This is a genomic window from Curtobacterium sp. AC272 (assembly GCF_979258155.1).
This window is the reverse complement of the sequence record NZ_OZ409838.1, coordinates 487266-505330: the sequence shown is the minus strand read 5'-3', so window position 1 is coordinate 505330 and position 18065 is coordinate 487266. Positions and strand designations below refer to the sequence as shown.

At 72.0% G+C, this 18065-nt stretch carries 21 protein-coding genes, 1 tRNA gene and 2 pseudogenes; 11 read left to right on the top strand and 13 right to left on the bottom strand.

Annotated features, from left to right (window positions below):
• The first annotated feature begins 75 nt into the window (after window positions 1–75).
• The 3 genes from ACZZ0J_RS02585 to ACZZ0J_RS02575 are packed head-to-tail and all read left to right on the top strand — an operon-like array spanning window position 76 to window position 1774.
• Entirely contained in the window at window positions 76–669 is a 594-nt protein-coding gene (locus ACZZ0J_RS02585) for a molybdopterin-dependent oxidoreductase (RefSeq protein WP_463434633.1), read from the top strand.
• Window positions 666–1505, top strand: a complete 840-nt coding sequence (locus ACZZ0J_RS02580) for a ferredoxin reductase (RefSeq protein ID WP_323749137.1) — start codon at window positions 666–668, stop codon at window positions 1503–1505. The genes ACZZ0J_RS02585 and ACZZ0J_RS02580 overlap by 4 nt, the downstream gene beginning before the upstream one ends.
• On the top strand, window positions 1505–1774 hold the full coding sequence (locus ACZZ0J_RS02575; RefSeq protein ID WP_463434631.1) for a DUF6510 family protein: 270 nt from the start codon (window positions 1505–1507) through the stop codon (window positions 1772–1774). Before ACZZ0J_RS02580 ends, ACZZ0J_RS02575 begins: the two co-directional genes overlap by 1 nt.
• Before the next feature lie 274 nt (window positions 1775–2048).
• Here ACZZ0J_RS02575 and ACZZ0J_RS02570 read toward each other — a convergent pair.
• Window positions 2049–2120, bottom strand: a tRNA-Gly gene (locus tag ACZZ0J_RS02570).
• Between the two features lie 166 nt (window positions 2121–2286).
• On the opposite strand from ACZZ0J_RS02570, the gene ACZZ0J_RS02565 reads away from it, so the two are divergent.
• Entirely contained in the window at window positions 2287–2544 is a 258-nt protein-coding gene (locus ACZZ0J_RS02565) for a hypothetical protein (protein ID WP_463434629.1), read from the top strand.
• Here the strand turns inward: ACZZ0J_RS02565 and ACZZ0J_RS02560 are convergent.
• On the bottom strand, window positions 2477–3817 hold the full coding sequence (locus tag ACZZ0J_RS02560) for a 2-isopropylmalate synthase (RefSeq protein WP_463438127.1): 1341 nt from the start codon (window positions 3815–3817) through the stop codon (window positions 2477–2479). The two genes, ACZZ0J_RS02565 and ACZZ0J_RS02560, sit on opposite strands and share 68 nt — an antisense overlap.
• Before the next feature lie 29 nt (window positions 3818–3846).
• Window positions 3847–4233 carry a hypothetical protein gene (locus tag ACZZ0J_RS02555; protein ID WP_463434627.1) on the bottom strand — a complete coding sequence of 129 codons (387 nt, stop codon included), beginning with the start codon at window positions 4231–4233 and terminating at the stop codon, window positions 3847–3849.
• Between the two features lie 163 nt (window positions 4234–4396).
• Here ACZZ0J_RS02555 and ACZZ0J_RS02550 point away from each other — a divergent pair, with 163 nt between their 5' ends.
• Window positions 4397–4987 carry a FadR/GntR family transcriptional regulator gene (locus ACZZ0J_RS02550; protein WP_463434625.1) on the top strand — a complete coding sequence of 197 codons (591 nt, stop codon included), beginning with the start codon at window positions 4397–4399 and terminating at the stop codon, window positions 4985–4987.
• A gap of 61 nt (window positions 4988–5048) precedes the next feature.
• Here ACZZ0J_RS02550 and ACZZ0J_RS02545 read toward each other — a convergent pair whose 3' ends face one another.
• Both ACZZ0J_RS02545 and ACZZ0J_RS02540 read right to left on the bottom strand, forming a co-directional pair.
• Window positions 5049–5174 (bottom strand): hypothetical protein, encoded by a 126-nt coding sequence (locus tag ACZZ0J_RS02545; RefSeq protein WP_463434623.1) that lies wholly within the window; start codon window positions 5172–5174, stop codon window positions 5049–5051.
• Window positions 5171–5950, bottom strand: a complete 780-nt coding sequence (locus ACZZ0J_RS02540) for a hypothetical protein (RefSeq protein ID WP_463434621.1) — start codon at window positions 5948–5950, stop codon at window positions 5171–5173. Before ACZZ0J_RS02540 ends, ACZZ0J_RS02545 begins: the two co-directional genes overlap by 4 nt.
• 140 nt (window positions 5951–6090) lie before the next feature.
• Here ACZZ0J_RS02540 and ACZZ0J_RS02535 point away from each other — a divergent pair, with 140 nt between their 5' ends.
• Window positions 6091–6321 (top strand): hypothetical protein, encoded by a 231-nt coding sequence (locus ACZZ0J_RS02535; protein WP_463434619.1) that lies wholly within the window; start codon window positions 6091–6093, stop codon window positions 6319–6321.
• A 140-nt stretch (window positions 6322–6461) separates the two neighbouring features.
• Here ACZZ0J_RS02535 and ACZZ0J_RS02530 read toward each other — a convergent pair whose 3' ends face one another.
• Both ACZZ0J_RS02530 and ACZZ0J_RS02525 read right to left on the bottom strand, forming a co-directional pair.
• Window positions 6462–8312, bottom strand: a complete 1851-nt coding sequence (locus tag ACZZ0J_RS02530) for a GMC oxidoreductase (RefSeq protein ID WP_463434617.1) — start codon at window positions 8310–8312, stop codon at window positions 6462–6464.
• Between the two features lie 279 nt (window positions 8313–8591).
• Window positions 8592–9323, bottom strand: a complete 732-nt coding sequence (locus ACZZ0J_RS02525; RefSeq protein ID WP_463434615.1) for an oxidoreductase — start codon at window positions 9321–9323, stop codon at window positions 8592–8594.
• A 373-nt stretch (window positions 9324–9696) separates the two neighbouring features.
• Between ACZZ0J_RS02525 and ACZZ0J_RS02520 the strand changes: the two genes are divergently transcribed.
• Both ACZZ0J_RS02520 and ACZZ0J_RS02515 read left to right on the top strand, forming a co-directional pair.
• Window positions 9697–10122, top strand: a complete 426-nt coding sequence (locus tag ACZZ0J_RS02520; protein WP_463434613.1) for an MFS transporter — start codon at window positions 9697–9699, stop codon at window positions 10120–10122.
• A gap of 450 nt (window positions 10123–10572) precedes the next feature.
• On the top strand, window positions 10573–11151 hold the full coding sequence (locus ACZZ0J_RS02515; RefSeq protein WP_463434611.1) for an MFS transporter: 579 nt from the start codon (window positions 10573–10575) through the stop codon (window positions 11149–11151).
• Here the strand turns inward: ACZZ0J_RS02515 and ACZZ0J_RS02510 are convergent.
• From ACZZ0J_RS02510 to ACZZ0J_RS02495, 4 genes and pseudogenes are all read right to left on the bottom strand, one after another.
• A pseudogene (locus ACZZ0J_RS02510) lies at window positions 11136–11896 on the bottom strand (SDR family NAD(P)-dependent oxidoreductase). The gene ACZZ0J_RS02515 and the pseudogene ACZZ0J_RS02510 sit on opposite strands and share 16 nt — an antisense overlap.
• A gap of 261 nt (window positions 11897–12157) precedes the next feature.
• Entirely contained in the window at window positions 12158–13138 is a 981-nt protein-coding gene (locus ACZZ0J_RS02505) for a hypothetical protein (RefSeq protein ID WP_463434609.1), read from the bottom strand.
• Complete coding sequence (locus ACZZ0J_RS02500) at window positions 13135–13446, bottom strand: hypothetical protein (RefSeq protein ID WP_463434607.1); 312 nt, start codon at window positions 13444–13446, stop codon at window positions 13135–13137. The genes ACZZ0J_RS02505 and ACZZ0J_RS02500 overlap by 4 nt, the downstream gene beginning before the upstream one ends.
• Window positions 13447–14013: an SDR family NAD(P)-dependent oxidoreductase gene (locus tag ACZZ0J_RS02495; protein WP_463434605.1), complete on the bottom strand. Its 567-nt coding sequence runs from the start codon at window positions 14011–14013 to the stop codon at window positions 13447–13449.
• A gap of 51 nt (window positions 14014–14064) precedes the next feature.
• Between ACZZ0J_RS02495 and ACZZ0J_RS02490 the strand changes: the two are divergent.
• Window positions 14065–14193: pseudogene (locus ACZZ0J_RS02490) on the top strand (TetR family transcriptional regulator); the annotation flags it as partial.
• Window positions 14194–14823: 630 nt separating this feature from the next.
• Here ACZZ0J_RS02490 and ACZZ0J_RS02485 read toward each other — a convergent pair.
• Window positions 14824–15030, bottom strand: coding sequence for a tautomerase family protein (locus ACZZ0J_RS02485; protein ID WP_214546771.1), 207 nt, complete (start codon window positions 15028–15030; stop codon window positions 14824–14826).
• Window positions 15031–15067: 37 nt separating this feature from the next.
• Window positions 15068–16708: an SDR family oxidoreductase gene (locus tag ACZZ0J_RS02480; RefSeq protein ID WP_463434603.1), complete on the bottom strand. Its 1641-nt coding sequence runs from the start codon at window positions 16706–16708 to the stop codon at window positions 15068–15070.
• 97 nt (window positions 16709–16805) lie between these two features.
• On the opposite strand from ACZZ0J_RS02480, the gene ACZZ0J_RS02475 reads away from it, so the two are divergent.
• Together ACZZ0J_RS02475 and ACZZ0J_RS02470 are read left to right on the top strand one after the other, a co-directional pair.
• Window positions 16806–17531 carry a TetR/AcrR family transcriptional regulator gene (locus ACZZ0J_RS02475; RefSeq protein ID WP_463434601.1) on the top strand — a complete coding sequence of 242 codons (726 nt, stop codon included), beginning with the start codon at window positions 16806–16808 and terminating at the stop codon, window positions 17529–17531.
• A complete protein-coding gene (locus tag ACZZ0J_RS02470; RefSeq protein WP_463434599.1) occupies window positions 17528–18028 on the top strand; it encodes a VanZ family protein in 501 nt (166 codons plus the stop codon). Before ACZZ0J_RS02475 ends, ACZZ0J_RS02470 begins: the two co-directional genes overlap by 4 nt.
• Window positions 18029–18065: the final 37 nt, after the last annotated feature.

The window sequence follows — 18065 nt, the reverse complement described above, 5'->3', positions numbered from 1 at the left end:
CGGAGTGTTTACGAACTCGTTACACGGGCGCCGCCGGCACGGAGCATGATCGGACCATCCCGTCCGAGGAGGATCATGGCGACGTTCACCAGGGGGTTCGGTGGCCGTCGGGCCGACCGCGACGACACCCGCATCCCACCCGGCCAGACCCTGGTGCGCGACTGGCCGGTCCTGTCAGCCGGTGCCACGCCCGACGTCGATCCGGCGTCGTGGACCTTCTCGATCCGCACCGAGAACGGTCTGCACACCTGGACGTGGGACGAGGTGCACGCGCTCGGCGTCGAGGACGTCACCGTCGACATCCACTGCGTCACGCACTGGACCAAGCTCGACATGGCCTGGCGCGGCGTCCCCCTCGACCGCCTGTTCGAGGACGTCGAGACGTCGCTCGACTACTGCATGGTGCACAGCACCGGCGGGTACACGACGAACGTGCCGCTCGACGAGCTGTTGGACGGCAAGGCGTGGATCGCGTTCGAGGCCGACGGTGAACCGCTCGAGCCCGAACACGGCGGTCCGGCGCGCCTGCTGGTGCCGCACCTGTACTTCTGGAAGAGCGCGAAGTGGGTGAGCGGGATCGTCATGCAGGCGGACGACGAGCCGGGCTTCTGGGAGAACGCGGGCTACAACCTGCACGGCGACCCGTGGAAGGAAGAGCGGTACTGGTGACGGTTCCCGACACCGACGTGTCCACCGACGTGTCCACGGATCCGTCCACGGATCCGTCCACCGACCTGGAGGCCCGGATCGCGCCCGCCACCCGGCCCGCGCCCCGCAGACGGCCGGCCTGGCACCCCGCGACGGTCGCCTCGGTGGAGCGCGAGACCCCGAACGCACGTCGGGTCGTCCTGGACGTCCCGACGTGGCCGGGGAACGACCCGGGCCAGCACCTGGACCTGCGACTCACGGCTGAGGACGGCTACCAGGCATCCCGCTCGTACTCGATCGCCTCGGCGGGTGACCGGACCGACGTCGTGCTCGCCGTCGACCGCGTGGAGGGTGGCGAGGTGTCCCCGTTCCTGGTGGACGCGGTCGAGGTCGGCGACGCGCTCGAGGTGCACGGGCCGCTCGGCGGCTGGTTCGTGTGGCGCCCCGCCCCGTCCGCCCGTCCGGTGCAGCTGATCGCCGGCGGCTCGGGGATCGTGCCGCTCGTCGCCATGGTCACCGCGCACGCCGAGGCCGGGGACCCCGCACCGTTCCGGCTGCTCGTCGCCGTCCGGACCCCCGACGACGTCTTCTTCCGCGCCGAACTCGACCGGGCCGTCGCTTCCGACGCTCCGCTCGACGTGACCACCGTGTACAGCCGGACCGCTCCACCCGGGTCCGCTGTGCCCGCGGGACGGCTGACCCGCGATGCGCTCGCCGCCGCGGTCTTCCCACCCGACGCCGGGGCGCTCGTCTACGTGTGCGGCTCGACGCCCTTCGTCGAGCAGGTGCTCCGCTGGCTCGCCGACCTCGGGCACGACACCACCGACGTCCGTGCCGAACGGTTCGGGGGCAGCTGATGACGGTCGTCGACGGCAACGCCCTCGCGGGGGTCCTGTCCGAGGTGCTCGGTCCGGAGCCGACCGTGACGGTGCTCTGCTGCGCGGGGTGCGGGTCCCGCGGATCGGTCGCACGCACCGCCGTGTACTGCTCGGCGATGGGCTCCGTCGCCCGGTGCCGGACGTGTGACACCGTGCTCGTCACGGTGGTCGAGGCCGGATCCGCGCGCTGGATCAGCCTCCCCGGTACCCGTGCAACGCTCGTCCCTATACCCGAGGACCTCTTCTGACGCAATCGCCAACCGCATGTCGTGCGGAGTTCTTGCGGTTTTCCGCATGCCCGAACTGGGGTCCAATCCGACCGTGACGATGCTCCGGATCACTCTTCGGGACATCGCTGGGCCACCCACCCGGCGTCTCCACTCGGGGCAGTGCGGCCTCTGCGTCCGGCGGGCGCGGGTACCCGAAGCCTGCGCCCCCGGATGCGCCCGCTCACGGCGCCCGGGAACGACAGAACCCCCGGTGCTGCTCTGTCGAGCAACCCCGGGGGTCCTGTTCCGTCCGAGCGGATGACGAGATTCGAACTCGCGACCCTCACCTTGGCAAGGTGATGCGCTACCACTGCGCCACATCCGCGTTCGCACGCCGTCTGGGCCGTGCGGAGTCGACTGTACCCGATCGCGGGCCCACGGACGTGTTCTGCGGCAGATCCGGGCGTGTCCGGTGTCGCGAGGCGCGGCCCGGCGCGGCCCGGCACGGTCATCAGGCACGGTCATCAGGCACCGAGGAGTTCGATCGGAGCATGAGCTACGTGCACGACAACCCGGGCGGGACCGAGGCCCACGGCGTCGACCTGATCGACGGCGACACCCCCGCCATCCGCATCCTGGTGCACGGCGACCTGCCGACCACGATCGAGCACGAGGGGCGGACCTGGCTCGCCACCGGCGACGCGCACGACGACGGTGACGACCAGGCACCCCGATCGCGATCTACCGCCCGGTCTGAGCCGAGCGGATCGCTCGTGCCGCCTGCAGGACGGCTTCCACGCTCGCGGTGAGCACCGAGCGGTGTCGTCCGGCCGCCCAGTGCACCCCGGCCCCGTCGCGGTACTCGAGCAGGGTCAGTGCTGCACTGGCGCTGCCCGTCGTCCGCGACGTCTGGTGCAGCGAGACGATGTCGACTGCCGTCCCGCACCCGGCGAGCAGTTCGACGACCGCCTCGACCGGACCGACGTCGACGAAGGCTCCGCGGTGCTCGACTCCGTCGATCCGCAGGGTGAGTTCGGTGCGCGCGCCGTCGCCGTGCGTCGCCTCGATCGCCACCAGCTCGACGTCCGCCGGGGCTCCGGCCGCCCGCTCGTAGCTCCGCTCGAACAGGTCGAGGAGTTCGGGTCCGTCGACCTCGGCCCCCGAACCGTCGACGTGCTGCTGGACACGACGAGCGAAGTCGATCTGCAGCCGGCGCGGGAGCTCGATGCCGGACGCCGTCTCGAGCAGGTGTGCGACACCGCCCTTGCCGGACTGCGAGTTCACCCGGATGACCGCGTCGTAGTCCCTGCCGAGGTCGGCCGGGTCGATCGGCAGGTACGGGACGCGCCACGCGGTCTCCGACTCAGGACGCCCCGCTGCGGCCGCGCGTGCTCGGTGTTCGGCGAAGCCCTTGCGGATGGCGTCCTGGTGGGTACCGCTGAACGCGGTGTGCACCAGGTCGCCGACGTAGGGGTGCCGCGGGTGCAGCTCGATGCGGGTGGCGTGTTCGACCGTCCGCCGGACCTCGTCGATGTCGGAGAAGTCGATCATCGGGTCGATGCCCTGCGCGTGCAGGTTGAGGGCGAGCGTGGCGATGTCGACGTTGCCGGTCCGCTCGCCGTTGCCGAAGATGCAGCCCTCGACGCGTTGTGCCCCCGCGAGCACCGCGAGTTCGGCGCACGCGATGCCGGTCCCCCGGTCGTTGTGGGGGTGCACCGACAGGATCACGCCGTCGCGCCGGGCCAGGTTGCGGTGCATCCACTCGATCTGGTCGGCGTAGACGTTCGGCGTCGCGATCTCGACGGTCGCCGGCAGGTTGATGACCACCGGGCGCTCCGGTGTGGCGTCCCAGAGCTCGGTCATCGCGTCGCAGACCTCGAGGACGAACTCCGGCTCGGTCAGGTTGAAGACCTCCGGGGAGAACTCGAACCGGACGTTCGGCAGGTGCCCCGCGAGCTCGAGGACGTCGCGGCCCCCGGCGAGGATCATCTCGCGCAGCTCGTCCCGGTCCTTCCCGAGCACGACGTCGCGCCACGTCGGGGCGGTCGCGGTGTACATGTGGATCACGACGTCGTTGGTGATCCCGCGGATCGACTCGACCGTCCGTTCGATCAGGTCACGCCGGGCGGGGTGAACACGACGATCGTGACGTCGTCCGGCGCCAGGTCCGTGTCGGCGAGCAGCCGGACGAACGCGTGGTCCGTCTCCGACGCCGACGGGTAGCCGACCTCGATCTCCTTGTAGCCCATCCGCACCATGAGCTCGAAGAACCGCCGTTTGCGTTCGGGGTCCATCGGCTCCGCGAGCGCCTGGTTGCCGTCGCGCAGGTCGACGGGGACCCACAGTGGCGCCGCGGTGAGCGACCGCGTCGGCCAGGTGCGGTCGGTGAGCGGGACGGCGACGCGGTCGGAGACGTCCTGGTACCGGTACGACGGCATCGGGGACGGACGCTGTCGGTTCCACGATGGGGTCGCGACGTCGGGGGTGGTGGTGGTCATGAGGCTCCTCTGCAGCTGTCGCGACGACCGTAGCACCACTCCTCAGACAAGTAGAGGTGTTGCGTGCGATGCGGCAGGATGGGCACATGACACCGGTCCGCCGCGAACCCTCGCCGAACAGGCCGCCGACGCCCTGCTCGCCCGCATCCGCGACGGTGAGTGGGTGCTCGGCGACAAGCTCCCCGGCGAGACGACGCTGGCACCGCAGCTCGGCGTCGGTCGCTCGACGGTGCGCGAGGCGATCCGGCACCTCGCCGGTCGGGGCGTGCTGGCCTCGCGGCAGGGCGCCGGGGTCTTCGTCACCGCGCTCGACGTGCAGGACGGCCTCGACGACGTGGTCCGCCGCGCCGACATCGCCGCCGTGGTCGAGGCCCGTATCGCCATCGAGGTCGAGGCGTCGTCCCTCGCCGCGGATCGCCGGACCCTGGCTGAGCTCCGCACGATGCGGCGCGCGGTCGAGGTACCGGCAGGAACGACGCGCCTCGATCGAGCAGCACGTCGACGCGGACACGGCGCTGCACCGCGCGATCGTCGTCGCCGCCCACAACCCGCTGCTCACCGAGCTCTTCGACGGGTTCACCCTCGCAGCCGCCAGGCGATGATCGAACTGCTGCGCATCGACGGGGTGTACGGCAGCGAGGCCGACCGCGACGTGCACGACGACATCGTCGACGCGATCGACGCCGGGGACGCGGCCGCGGCCGCAGCCCTGACCCGGGCGCACCTCCGCAGCCTGACGGCTCGGCTCGGCTGAGCGCAGGCCGGCTCCCGCCCGGTCTGGACCGCGCTCGGCGGCGGCCGGGTGCCCGTCCGGGTCAGTGGCCCCGGACGTCGCCCGTCAGGATCGCGTGCTCGGCGCCGGCCGACAGCTCGTCGTGCAGCGCGTCCGCGAAGAACTCCCCCGCACCGAGGCTGACCAGGTGGGTGAGTGCACCGGTCACGTCCGCCAGAGCGGGGTTCCACTCGTCGTGGAGGGATGCCCGGACGTGCCCGGACTCGTGCACGACGACGACCCCGATGTGGTCGTGGGCATCGCCGACCTCGAGCACGGCGTCGTACACGACGGGTTCGGTGTCCTCGCCGAGGGCTCCAGGTGCACCTCGCCGATCCCGGGCCACTCGGTGCGGAACACGGGCAGGTCCGGTGCGTGCAGGTGCGGGGCGCGTTCGTCGGTGACGGACTCGATCTCCCCCGACGTCAGGTACTCGTCGACGACCTCGTGGATCCGGTCGTGCAGTCCGGGCTCGTACTGCCACCAGCGCTGGTGCACCGCCCGGAGCCAGTCCTGCGTCGCGGCGTCGGCCGAGGCCGAGGTCCCGACCAGCTGCGGTGCCGTGCCGGGCGATCCGACGACCTCGAGCTGCTCGTCGTGCGTCTCGACGGTGATGGACCCGGTGGCCTCGTCGGGGTGCACGCCGTGGACGTCCTCGGGGGCCGCGGCCCAAATGCTCGCCGGGAGCTTCGGCGGCAGGGCGAACGCGACCGCGATCGCCGGACGTGCCAACGCCTCGTCGAGCGCGTCGCCGAGGTGCACCTCGTCCGAGCGGGACCCCATGACGATGCCGCCGGTGGGGGGCACGGCGGCCAACCGTTCGAGGTCCTCGTGGTCCGCGTTCATCGACGCGAACACGGGGGTGTCCGCCCACTGGACGAACTCGCCGGCCGCACGGTCCTGGTCCTCGAACGGCACGTTCCAGACCGAGGGGTCCGCGAGCACCCACGACGCCGAACGACCGGCGGGCCACGGCGCACGGCGTCGACCACGGCGGGGACGAGCCCGGGCAGCCCGCGGTACGCCGGACGCACGGTGAGCCGGTCCAGCGCGAGCAGGTCCGGCTTGCCGAGCATCTCGGCGGCGTGCGTCTGCAGCGACAGGAAGGTCTCGCCGGTGGCGTCCGGCACGACGATCGCCGCGGCGAAGCCACCGTCGACGTCGGACACCTGGTACCCGAGTACGAGCGCCTCGACCGACTCGGCGATCGGCTCGTGTACGCGGCGACCTCGGCGACCGACACCGCTTCGGCCTCGTCGTCGGTGATGGGCACCCGGACGTCGATCACCCACCGGTCGACGTCCTGGCCGGGGTAGGCGTCGCCGTCCTCGTCCGAGATCGTGATGTGCACGAGCCGCAGGGAACCGTCCCACGCGTCGTGGACGTGCTGGGCGATGGCGGCTTCAGGGTCGTCGGTCACGGACGCCACCGTATCGGTGGCGGACCGGGCACGTGGTCAACCGTGCTGCGCGACCATCGCGTCGACGCTCCGCATCGCGGTCGCCAGGATGGTGAGGACCGGGTTCACCCCGCCGTTCGTGACGTGCACCGAGCCGTCGGTCACGCGCAGGTTGTCGTGTCCCCACACTCGGCCGGTGGGGTCGACGACCGACGTCGCCGGGTCCGTCCCCATCCGGAGCGTGCCGGCCTGGTGCTGCCCACCGCTCGTGCCCCGGACCGGACCGTGCAGCTCCGCCACGCGCGTGGCGCCGGCCGCGCGCAACCAGTCGCCGCTCCGGGCGCTGGTGTGGTCGCGAGCACGGACGTCCTCCGGGTGGACCCCACCGCTGAACGACGCCACCGGGATGCCGTACCGGTCCGTCACCGCGGGGTCGACGCGGACGCGTGCGTCGGCCGTGGTGACCTCCTGGATCGGCCCCATGATCCGCATGCTGCGCCGCGCCAGGTCCCGCATCGCGTGCTTGCCGTCGAGCCCGGAACGCGGCGCGAGCCCCGTGCCGACGAGGTACTGGTACGTGTTCGACGGCGTCGCGATGAACTCGTTCGCCAGGATCCCGCCACCGATCTGCCCGGGCACGCCGTGCCGGTAGTCGGTGGTGGCGATCGACGGCCCCGGTCCGAGACCGTCGTCCACCACGTCGTCGAAGACCCCCATCGCGCCGCCGTAGACGTGGCCCTGCAGGTGCCGGCCGACCTGGTCCGCGCCGTTGCCGATGCCGTCGGGCTCCTGGTCGCTCCGGCTGTTCAGCAGGAGCCGTGCCGACTCCACCGCCCCGGCCGCCACGACGACCTCGGCGGCGTCGACCTCGGCCCGCCAGTCGCGGCCGTCCGCGGTGCCGACGATCGTGACGCCGACCACGCGGCCGGCACCGTCCGTACGCAGCCGGGCGACCCGTGACTCGAGCACGATCGACGCGTTCCCGGTGGCGAACGCGCGGGTCAGCATGGTGTTCTGGCTGCCGTTCTTGGCGTCGACCGGGCACGCGAAGCCGACGCACATGCCGCACTGCTCGCACGCGCGGCGACCCAGGTACGGCGTCGAGTTGATCAGGAGCGGGACGTGCACCGTCGAGATGCCCAGGGCGTCCGCGGCGCCGGCGAGCCGGTCCCGCGCTGCCCCCGACGGCAGCGGTGGCATCGGTCGCGCGCGCGAGCGTTCCCCGGACCACGGACCGTCGACGTCACCGCCGCTGACCCCGATCTCCCACTCGGCGCGCTCGTACCAGGGCTCGAGTTCGTCGTACCCGAACGGCCAGTCGGCCAGGGCGCTGCCGTCCGGCACGCCGTACGTCGACGCCATCGCGAAGTCCCGCGGCCCGAACCGCCAGGCCTGTGCGCCGTAGACCCGCGTGCCGCCGCCGGCCGTGACGGCGTTGTTGTGCCAACCCGGTGACGAGGGCCGGAGCACCAGGCGCTCGCGACCGTCCGCCACCGTCCGCGGGTTGCCGACGTCGGACGGCCCTGACCGCGGCGCCACGCCCCAGCTCGACCGCGGGTTCCGGATGTGGTCACGGCTGAGGTCCGCGGTGCCGGGCCACCCACCGGCCTCGACCACGAGCACTCGCCGACCGGACTCGGCGAGCCCGCACGCCGCGACACCCCCGCCGGCGCCCGACCCGACGACGACCGCGTCGTACCGATCGGCCAGCTGCGACGGGTGCACGACCGAGGGCGCTGCGGTCGGCACCGGTACCGGCACGCTCCAGCCGTCCGGCGGACCGGGCTGCCACCACCATGTCCCAGGACCGCTCCCCGCGTTCCCGCCGTTCCCCGCGTCGGCGTAGTAGCCCGCGGCCACGAGCTCGGCGAACCAGGTCCAGTCCGGACCCTGTTCGTCTCCCTGCAACGTCCGCGGACGCGTCGACGACGGCTCGGAGACGGTCCAGCCAGTCGGGCCGGTCGACCAGCACCCCGGCCAGGAACCCGAGCGCGCCGGCCTCGGACGCCGACGGGTACTCGTCCGCCGGCACCACCTGGTCGACCAGGGAACGGAGCCGTTCGTCGTGCGTGCGGAGGAACTCCTGCGCCGCGGTGGCCGCGTGGTCCGTCATCGGTCCTGCCTCCGAGCAGCGCCGGTGCCGCCCCACGAGCACCGTAACGGACACGGCAGGGTCCGAGGCCGGGCTCAGCCGCCGATGCCCTCCAGGTCGAGCAGGTCGTCGTCGCTCAGCACGACGGCGGCGCCCTCGAGGTTCTCGCGCAGGTGTGCCCGCGACGACGTGCCCGGGATCAGCAGGATGTTCGGGGACCGGCGGAGCAGCCACGCCAGGGCGACGGACATCGGCGTCGCCCCGAGCCGTGTCGCCACGGTCGAGAGCAGCTCGGACTGCAGCGGAGAGAAGCCGCCGAGCGGGAAGAACGGCACGTAGGCGACCCCCTCGTCGGCGAGACGGTCGATGAGCGGGTCGTCCTGCCGGTTGGCGAGGTTGTACATGTTCTGCACGGACACGATCGGAGCGATCCCCTGCGCTTCGTCCACTTGGTCCAGCGTGGCGTTGCTCACGCCGAGGTGCCGGATGACTCCCTGTCGCTGCAGGTCGACCAGCGTCTCGAACGCCGGGGCGATCGGCCCCGCGACCGGACCGTTCGCGTCGCCCAGCCGCAGGTTGACCAGGTCCAGCACGTCGACGCCGAGCGTCTCGAGGTTGTCGTCGACCTGTGCGCGCAGCTCGTCGGGCTCCCTGGCGGTGGGCCACCCGCCTCGGGCGTCGCGTCGCGCGCCGACCTTGGTCGCGATCACGAGGTCGTCGGCGTACGGGTGCAGCGCCTCGTGCAGCAGTTCGTTGGCCACACGAGGGCCGTACGTCTCGGCGGTGTCGATGTGCGTGATGCCGCCGGCGACGGCGTCCCGGAGCACGGCGACGGCTTCGTCGTGGTCCTTCGGCGGTCCGACGACCCAGGGCCGGCGAGCTGCATCCCGCCGTAGCCGAAGCGTGTGACCGATGCGTCGCCGAGGGTCCAGGTGCCGCCGGGCAGGCGAGGGGTGGTCGGGTTCATCGGATCTCCTTCGGGGACGTGCCCACGCCGAGGGCGCAGCGCAGCGCACTCCTGACAGCCTGCTCGCGTGGGCAGCGGCTCGCACGACACCGACGCGCGTTCCGGCCCACTTGCAGCGGACGCCCCGCTGGACGTACGCTCCAGGCAGAGGGCAAAATGCCTCGTCGCCCCGGCGGCCAGGCACCCACACGCGGTCTCGGACGAGTCGCCACTTCTTCATCGAAGGAGTGCACGTGTCCACCCGTTCCCCCGCCCGGCTCCGCGACGCCGGGATCGCCCTCGCCGGTCTGTCCGCCGTCTTCCTGTTCGAGATGCTCGACAACTCGGTGCTGAACGTCGCGCTGCCCAGCATCGGCCGTGAACTCCACGCGTCGACGACCGGCCTGCAGTGGGTCACCGGCGCCTACTCGGTCGTGTTCGGCGCCCTCATGCTCCTGTTCGGTGCGGTCGCCGACCGGTTCGGCCGACGCCGGGTGATGCTCGTCGGCCTGGTGCTGCTCGCGCTCTCCGCGCTGGCGACCACGCTCGTCACCACGACCGGCGAACTCATCGCGGTCCGCGCGCTCATGGGGCTCGCGGCGGCCATGCGACGACGCCCGGGTCGATGGCCCTGGCCTTCCGGCTCTTCGACACCGACGCCCTGCGGGTCCGGGCGCTGACGGTCATCTCCACCGCGGGCCTGGTCGGGCTCGCGGTCGGTCCGACGGCGGGTGGCTTCGCCCTCGCGGTGGCGCCGTGGCAGGCCCTGCTCCTGGTGAACGTGCCGATCGCGGCGCTCGCGTTCATCGGCATCCGGTCCGGCGTGCCGGCTGACCGACCGGAAGACCTGCACCCCGACCGGATCGACGTGACCGGCGCGCTGTTCGGGACCACGGCCCTGGTCGCTGCACTCGGGACGCCCACCCTCTTCGCCGAGGCGGGCAGCGCCTCCTGGCCGGGGTGGACCGGGGTCGTCGTGACGGTCGCGGCGGTGGCGGCCTTCGTGCGGCGGGAGCGCACCGCGGCACAGCCGCTGCTCGACCTGCGCCTGCTCGCCCGTCCGCTCGTCGCGAGCGGTCCTCGCGTACAAGGCGGCCTCCGGCCTGGCCGTCTCCGGCCTGTCGTACCTGGTGACGCTGCAGCTGCAGTTCGCCTGGGGCTGGTCACCGGCACTCGCCGCGATCGGGACGCTGCCGCAGGTGGTGGTGCTCCTGGCGTCCGGACGCTTCGTCGGCCCGTTCGTGCAGCGGGTGGGCCTCGGCCGCGCGGCCTGGCTGAGCGCCGGCGCCGTCGTCGCAGGACTCGCGCTCTTCACGGTCGGCGGCCGTGCCGGGTACGGCTGGGTCGCCGCGGCGCTCGTACTCGTCGCCGCGGGGATGCGGGTCGTCGGGGTCGTCGCCGGCAACAACGTGCTCCAGGGCCTGCCGTCGAACCGGACGTCGGTCGGTGCGGCGCTCGTCGACACCTCGAGCGAGCTCGCGACCGCGGTGGGCATCGCGGCGACCGGGACGGTGCTGGCGGTGCTCGTGCCGGGCAGCATCGCGACGACGTCCTGGAGCGTCGATCGGCTGGCCGCGTTCGAAGGCGGGATCACCGTCGCAGGCGTGGTCCTGACGGTCGTCGCCGCCGTGCTCGTCGCCGTCGGCATGGCCCGCGCGAAGACCCGCGCGGGCACGCCGGTTGCCGAACCGGCTCAGACGGCGCTGTAGCCGCCGTCCGCCACGAGCACGGATCCGGTGATGAAGGACGCCGCGTCGCTCGCCAGGAACACGACGCTCGGCGCGATCTCCTCGGGCAGGGCGAACCGCTGCTGCGGTGCGTCCTCGATCCAGTACCGCCGGAACTCCGGGGAGTCCACCGGGGCCATCTCGGTCTTCACGTACCCGGGGCGACGGCGTTCACGCGGATCCCGTAGTGCGCCCACTCGACGGCGAGCGACTTCGTCAGGTGGTGCACGGCGGCCTTCGACGCGTTGTACGCCGGCTGCCACTGCGGCCGGTTGACGATGAGCCCGGACATGCTGCCGATGTTCACGATCGAGCCCGAACCGGCGTCACGCATGTGCGCGCCCACCGCCGTCGACGTCTTCCACAGTGCGCGGACGTTGAGGTCGAACACGTCGTCCCACTCGCTGTCGGGCACGTCGAAGGCGTCGCGGTGGTGGCACGTGCCGGCGTTGTTGACGAGCACGTCGATGCGGCCGAGGGCCGTCATCGCCTCCTCGGTCATGCGCGCCACCTGCTCGCCGTCGGTGATGTCCGCCGTGATGGTGACGAAGTCGTGGCCGGCATCCGCGGCCTCGGCGGCGACACGGGCGTTGCGCTCCGCGGAGCGCCCGACGATGGCGACGCGGGCGCCGGCCTCGGCGAGGCCGAACGCGAACGCCCGACCGAGTCCCTGGTTGCCGCCGGTGACGAGGGCGGTCCTGCCGGTGAGGTCGAAGGGTGAGGTCATGGAGCGGGCGCCTTCCTGAGCGGGGTCGGCGCGGTGCACCGCGTCGACGAGGTACCGCCCTGCGTACACGACCCGGCCGGGAGGCGCGGCGTGCGTCCGCCCCGCGCCGCACCTGCCGCTGCGGTCACGACCACCGCCGCCCTCTCTCCCGCGACGCCGACCGCTGTGCACCTCGAGGGCCGGCGCAGGCGCCCGTCACCGTGGGCCCGTGGGCCCGTGGGACTCGGCGAGGTCCGATGTCCCGGTCACGGCCGGACGTGTTCATCCGTCGCCTTCTCGTTTCCTTCTGCGAACCGCGAACGCTCGAACGACTCGCCCCGGTGGCGCAACGACCATGACGCTGGTCACGACGAGCAGGGCGACGATTCCCACCGCTCCGATCGTCAGCAGGTCCGGGCGGAGGACGGACTGGCCCCGCAGGGCCTGCCACAGCGCGATCGAGGTGACCGCGGCGTACGCCGCCCCTGCCACGACCACGACGCGCAAGCGCGACCGCTCAGGCATCGTCGCCGGCAGGACGAGCGCGAGGAGCGGCAGCACCTGCAGGGCGTGCATCCCGACGAAGTGGGACACGCGGAGGTCGCCGTGGAGGGTGTTCCAGCCGAGCACGGGGATCCCGCCGGAAGGGTCGTCGCCCCCCACAGAGTGCGAGCCGTACGTCCCCGAACCCGGATCGGCCAGCTGCGCCGAAGTGGGGACGACCATGAGGAACCCCACGGAGAGGCCGGCCAGGGCGACGACGAGCCCGATCCGGAGCGCCCAGGCCGAGGCCCGGTCGTCCAGGGTCGAGAAGACCGCAACCGCGGCGCCGACGAGCAGCGTGGCGCAGTACATGAGGGTGACCCCACCGGCCATCAGCTGGTAGAACAACTGGTTCGTCGGGGTCGACACGTTGAAGTGGCTCCCCACGCCTCGCACGACCTGGATCGAGATCACGATGATCTCGAGCAGCGATGCCGCCGCGCCGACGGTCCCGGCCCACCAGCCGATCCGTCGCAGGACGGGTCGCTGCACCAGGGAGTGCATCCACGCCAGCGTGACCGCGTACAGCGCGAGGGACACGGAGAACTTGAGCGGCTTCGCCCAGATCGGGTCCGCTGCGAGCGTGCGCGGATCGACGATCAACCCCACGACGCACACCACCGCCCAGACGCCCATCAGCACAGCGAACGCCACGAGCGGCCGGTGCCAACTCCGGGTACTGAGCAGGCGGGCACGGGTCGCGTCGAGGACGACGCTCACGAGCGGGCGTCCACCGCAGTCATCTCCTCGGAGATCGACCAGAGCCGAGCAGCGGTCTCCGGGTCCTGTGCCCGCTTCGACCGGCCGATGACCTCGGCTCCACCGCGCATGTGCATCATGCGCCGCGGTCCGACGAAGGTCCCACCGGGCAGGTCGGCGGTCGCGGCCATGAGGGACGGCAGCGCACCGTCCTCTGGCTCCTGCCCGAGGACCGGGACGAGACGGTCCCACAGGTTCGGGCGCTGTCCGGCCGGCCGCTCGTAGATCGCCGTCTTCACCAGGCCCGGGTGGGCTGCCAGCGCGCGCACCTAGGACCCCGACGCCAGCAGGCGCCGGTCGAGTTCGGACGTGAACAGCAGGTTGGCGAGCTTGGAGTCCGCGTAGGCACGGCCGGCGTTGTAGGTGCGCCGGTACCAGTCGAGGTCGGTGAGGTCGAGTCGGGCCATGCGTTCCGCCTGGGAAGCGACGGTGACCACACGGTCGGTGACGTGCGGCAGGAGCAGCGTCGTCAGCAGGAAGTGTCCGAGGTGGTTCGTCCCGAACTGGAGTTCGTGCCCGTCCGCCGTCCGTTCCAGGTCCTTCGACTCGACACCGGCGTTGTTCACCAGGATCGCGATCGGCTCGTCGATGCCGTCGGCGAACGCCCCGACCGTGTCGAGCCGGGCGAGGTCGAGTCGGCGCACGCGGTGGGTCCCCGGAGCGCCGGGGAGGGCGGAGACGACCGCCCGGCCCTTCTCCTCGTTGCGGACCGCGAGGATGATCCGCGCTCCCGACCCTGCCAGTGCGACGGCCGTCGCACGGCCGATGCCGCTCGTGCCGCCGGTGATGATCACGGTCTCGTCGGTCGGTGCTCGACCGGTCCTGGTTTCGTCCATGTCGCCAATGTAGACACTGCCCACTTTGTTGTCAACGTCTACACTGGGGATATGAGTGCGCAAGCCCGTCCGTACCACCACGGTTCACTCCGGCAGGAGCTGGTGCGGGAGGGCCGCGCGCTCCTGATCGAGGAGGGGCAGCAGGCGGTGAGCGTGCGGGAGCTCGCGCGCCGCGTCGGCGTCAGTCACGGCGCACCCCTGCGACACTTCCGGGATCGGGAGGCCGTCCTCGACGCGATCGCCGCGGACGGCTTCGACGAACTCCGTGGCCACCTGGAGGCCGCGCGCGGTCCCGGGGACCTCGGGCCCCGCCTCAGCGAGTACGTCCGAGCGCACGTCCGCTTCGCCCAGGAGAACGGTCCCCTCGTCCAGCTGATGTTCACGTCGACCGACGACAGCTCTGGACCCGAGCGCGACCGCGGGTCGCGGTCCTCGGCGGAGCGGTTCTTCGCCCTGGGTGCGGAACTGCTCGGTGAGCGCGACCCGGCATCGATGGGCCCGGTCCCGTTCCTGCTCGCGGCGACGACCGAGGGCATCAGTGCACTGGCGGCGGCCGGGCGGATCCCCCGGAGCGTGTGGACGAGGTCGTCGTCGCGGCGGTGCGGATGCTCCTCCCACAGATCGAGCAGCAGCTCGGCCAGCCCTCCGACGTCTCGACGAGCCAGTCCGGCCCGTGATCGACGCGTGGCGGCCGCGGTCAGCGTGTCGCCTGGCTTCAGCCCGGACGTCGTGACGAGCGCGGTGTCGGAGTCGTCGTCGCCGAGAAGGCGGCGGGGAACCGTGTTGCCGGCCCCCGCCGCGCGCGGACGGTCAGACGCGGCCGAGCATCGCTTCGTTGAGGATGGTGCCGCCGAGCATCCAGCCACCGTCGGCGACCTCGTCGAGGATGACGAGCGTCGTGGGTCGGGCTCGCTCGCCGTAGACGTCGACGATGGCATCGGTGACGGCGTCCTGGAGCGTCTTCTTGGACTCGGGGGTCAGGGTGTCAGCAGGGATCTTGATGTTGGCGAAGGGCATGGTGTTCCTCTCAGTGGGGGGTCCGGACGTTCCGGGGTCAGGGTGCGGCGTTCGGGGACAGGAGGTCCGCGATGCCGACGCGGCGGTAGAACTCGGCTCGGATGCGGTCCGCGACGGCCGAGACGACCTCGCTGCCGTCGTGCGAGGGATCGATGTGGACGCGGTACGGACGACCACCGCCCGGCAGGTCCACGACCCGGACGATCTCGTCGGCAACGTCCTGTACGTCGGCGTCCGTCGGCACGGTCTCGGCGAGGCGGCCGGTCAGGTCCCGCCGGAGCGCTCCGTACTCCTCGTCGTGTGCAGCGACGCGGTCGGCGTCCGCCGGCACCGCGGCGTTGGTGAAGTGGTTCGTGCCCGAGGTGAAGGCGCCCGGGACCACGATGGTGGTGTCGATGCCGAAGCGGACGAGTTCTGCGGCGTAGCTCTCGGCAAGGGCGTCCAACCCGGCCTTCGCCGCGAAGTACGGCGCCACGAACGGCGGGTGTCCGCCGCGGGTCGACGAACTGCCGACCCAGACGACCAGTCCGGACCGGCGGTCACGCATGTGGGGCAGGACGGCACGGGCGACGCGTTGGGCGCCGACCACGTTGACGTCGTACAGCGCCGCGAACTGCTCCGGCGTGAACGCCTCGGCCGGGCCGTAGGCCATGTGTCCGGCGTTCTGCACGAGGACGTCGATGCGCCCGTGTGCACGGACGACGGTGTCGACCGCGTCCTCGACGGACTGCAGCGACTGCACGTCGAGCTCGACGGCGCCGAGCTGCAGCGCCTCACGGTCGGCGAGGTCCTCGAGCGCCCTGCGAACGGTCGCGTTCCGACCGTCGACGGCACGCATCCCCGCGACGACGACGTTGCCTGCCCGTGCGAGCGACTCCGCCGTCAGACGACCGAAGCCGCTCGGGCTCCGGTGACGAGGACGACCCGCGGCGTGGGCATCAGACCATCCCCCGTTGGCGCGGATGGTCTGCCCGTTCACCCAGTGTCCGTCCGGTCCGACCAGGAACGCCACGACGCCGGCGATGTCCTCCGGGGTGCCGAGGCGTTCGAGGGGCGGCGCCTTCGCCAGCGTGTCGATCTGCTCTTCCGTCTTCCCGTCGAGGAACAGCGCGGTCGCCGTCGGCCCCGGAGCGACCACGTTCGCCGTGACGTCACGGCCACGGAGTTCCTTCGCCAGGATCAGCGTCATGCCCTCTGCCGCGCTCTTGCTCGCGACGTAGGCGCCGTAGGTGGGGAACTGCGTCCCGACCACCGAGGTCGACATGCCGACGAACGCGCCACCGGCTCGGAGGCGACGTGCCGCCTGCTGTGCGACGACGAAGGTGCCGCGGATGTTCGTCCGGTGCAGCGCGTCGAGGACCTCCAGGTCCTGGTCGGCGATCGTCGACAGTGCGAGGCGTCCGGCGGAGTGCACGACGACGTCGACGCCACCGTGGTCGGCCTCGACCTGGTCGAACATGGCGGCCACGGCGTGCTCGTCGGCGACGTCTGCCTGCACGGCGACCGCGTGTCCGCCGACTGCTGTGATCTCCTCGACGGTGGCCGCGGCAGCTGCCGTCCCGCTCGCGTGGTTCACGATCACGGTGAAGCCGTCCGCTGCCAGACGGGACGAGACCGCGCGGCCGATACCGCGCGAGCCGCCCGTGACGATGGCAACGCGAGCAGAAGTGTGAGCCATAGGGTGTCCTTTCATTGATACGCGTCTACCGTTTCGACGCTACGACAGAACGTAGCATGACTACGATCGGTGCTACAAGCTGCGCTACGATCACTGCATGGCTCGTTCTGACGAAACACTCCGCAACGCGCTGCTCAGCGCGGCGGAGGAGCAGCTGGTCGCGTCTCCGGACGGGGACATCGCCACCCGAGCGGTCTGCGAAGCAGTGGGCGTGACACAGCCTGTCCTCTACCGGATCTTCGGCGACAAGCGTGGTCTCCTGGACGCCCTCGCCGAGACGGGTCTGCAGCGGTACACGCAGCGGAAAGCCGAACTCGAGGCGTCGGACGACCCGTCGGTGGACCTGCGCCGCGGCTGGGACGACCACCTCGCCTTCGCCCGCGAGCACGCCGCGCTCTACCGGCTGATGTTCGCTCCGCGACCGTGGGCGAAGAGCGCTGCCCGCGATGGACTGACCGTCCTGCTCGAGCGGACACTGACGCGCTGTGCCGCCGCCGGCATGCTCCGTGTCGACGTACCCGTCGCGGCGACGATGTTGCTCGCAGCCAACGTCGGACTCGCCCTCGACCGGATGAGCACGCCCGCGCGGTACGAATCCGCCATCGCTGCCGACGCGCTCCGTGACGCAGTCCTGAGCGCCGTCCTGGTGGAGCCGCGCGACCGGGGCCACGACGACCTCGACGCAGCGCCCCGTCGACAGCTCCGCGCGCAGCTCGACGCCGGTGGGTCGAGCGCATTGCTCCCCGAGGAAGCCGCACTCATGCGGGTGTGGCTCGACCGCCTCGACCCGCAGACCGACCGCGGCCACGGAGGGTCCCGATGATCTCCACCTTCCTCGTCGAGCACGCAGCCCTGGTCCGCGTCGCGTTCTGGGTCGGCGTCGCCGTCGCCGCGGGCCTGGCGTGGGCGCTCCACCGCCTGCGGCTCCGTGGTGTGCTGCTCGGCCTGTCCGGGTTGTCGTTCATCGCGGTGCTCGTGCTCACCCTGCTGCCCGACGGCGCTCGGCCTGACGGCGTCACGTGCACCGTGCAGTTCTCCGTCCCGTTCCAGGGCCTGGACACGCTCGCCAACGTCGCGATGCTGCTGCCGCTCGCACTCTTCCTCGGCACGGCGACGAACCGACCGCTCACAGTCCTCGCCGGTGTGATCGCCCTCTCCGCCGTCATCGAGGTCGTCCAGGCGCTCGCCCCGGTGCTCGGCCGGCGGTGCGACACGAACGACTGGTTCATGAACAGCGTCGGAGCGGTGCTGGGGGCGGCGATGGCGCTCGCCGTCTGCGCGATCGACCGACGGCGACGGGCTGCCTCCGTCTCTGGCTGAGGAGCTGCCGGCGCCGGCCGCCCCGGCGTCGGCGCGG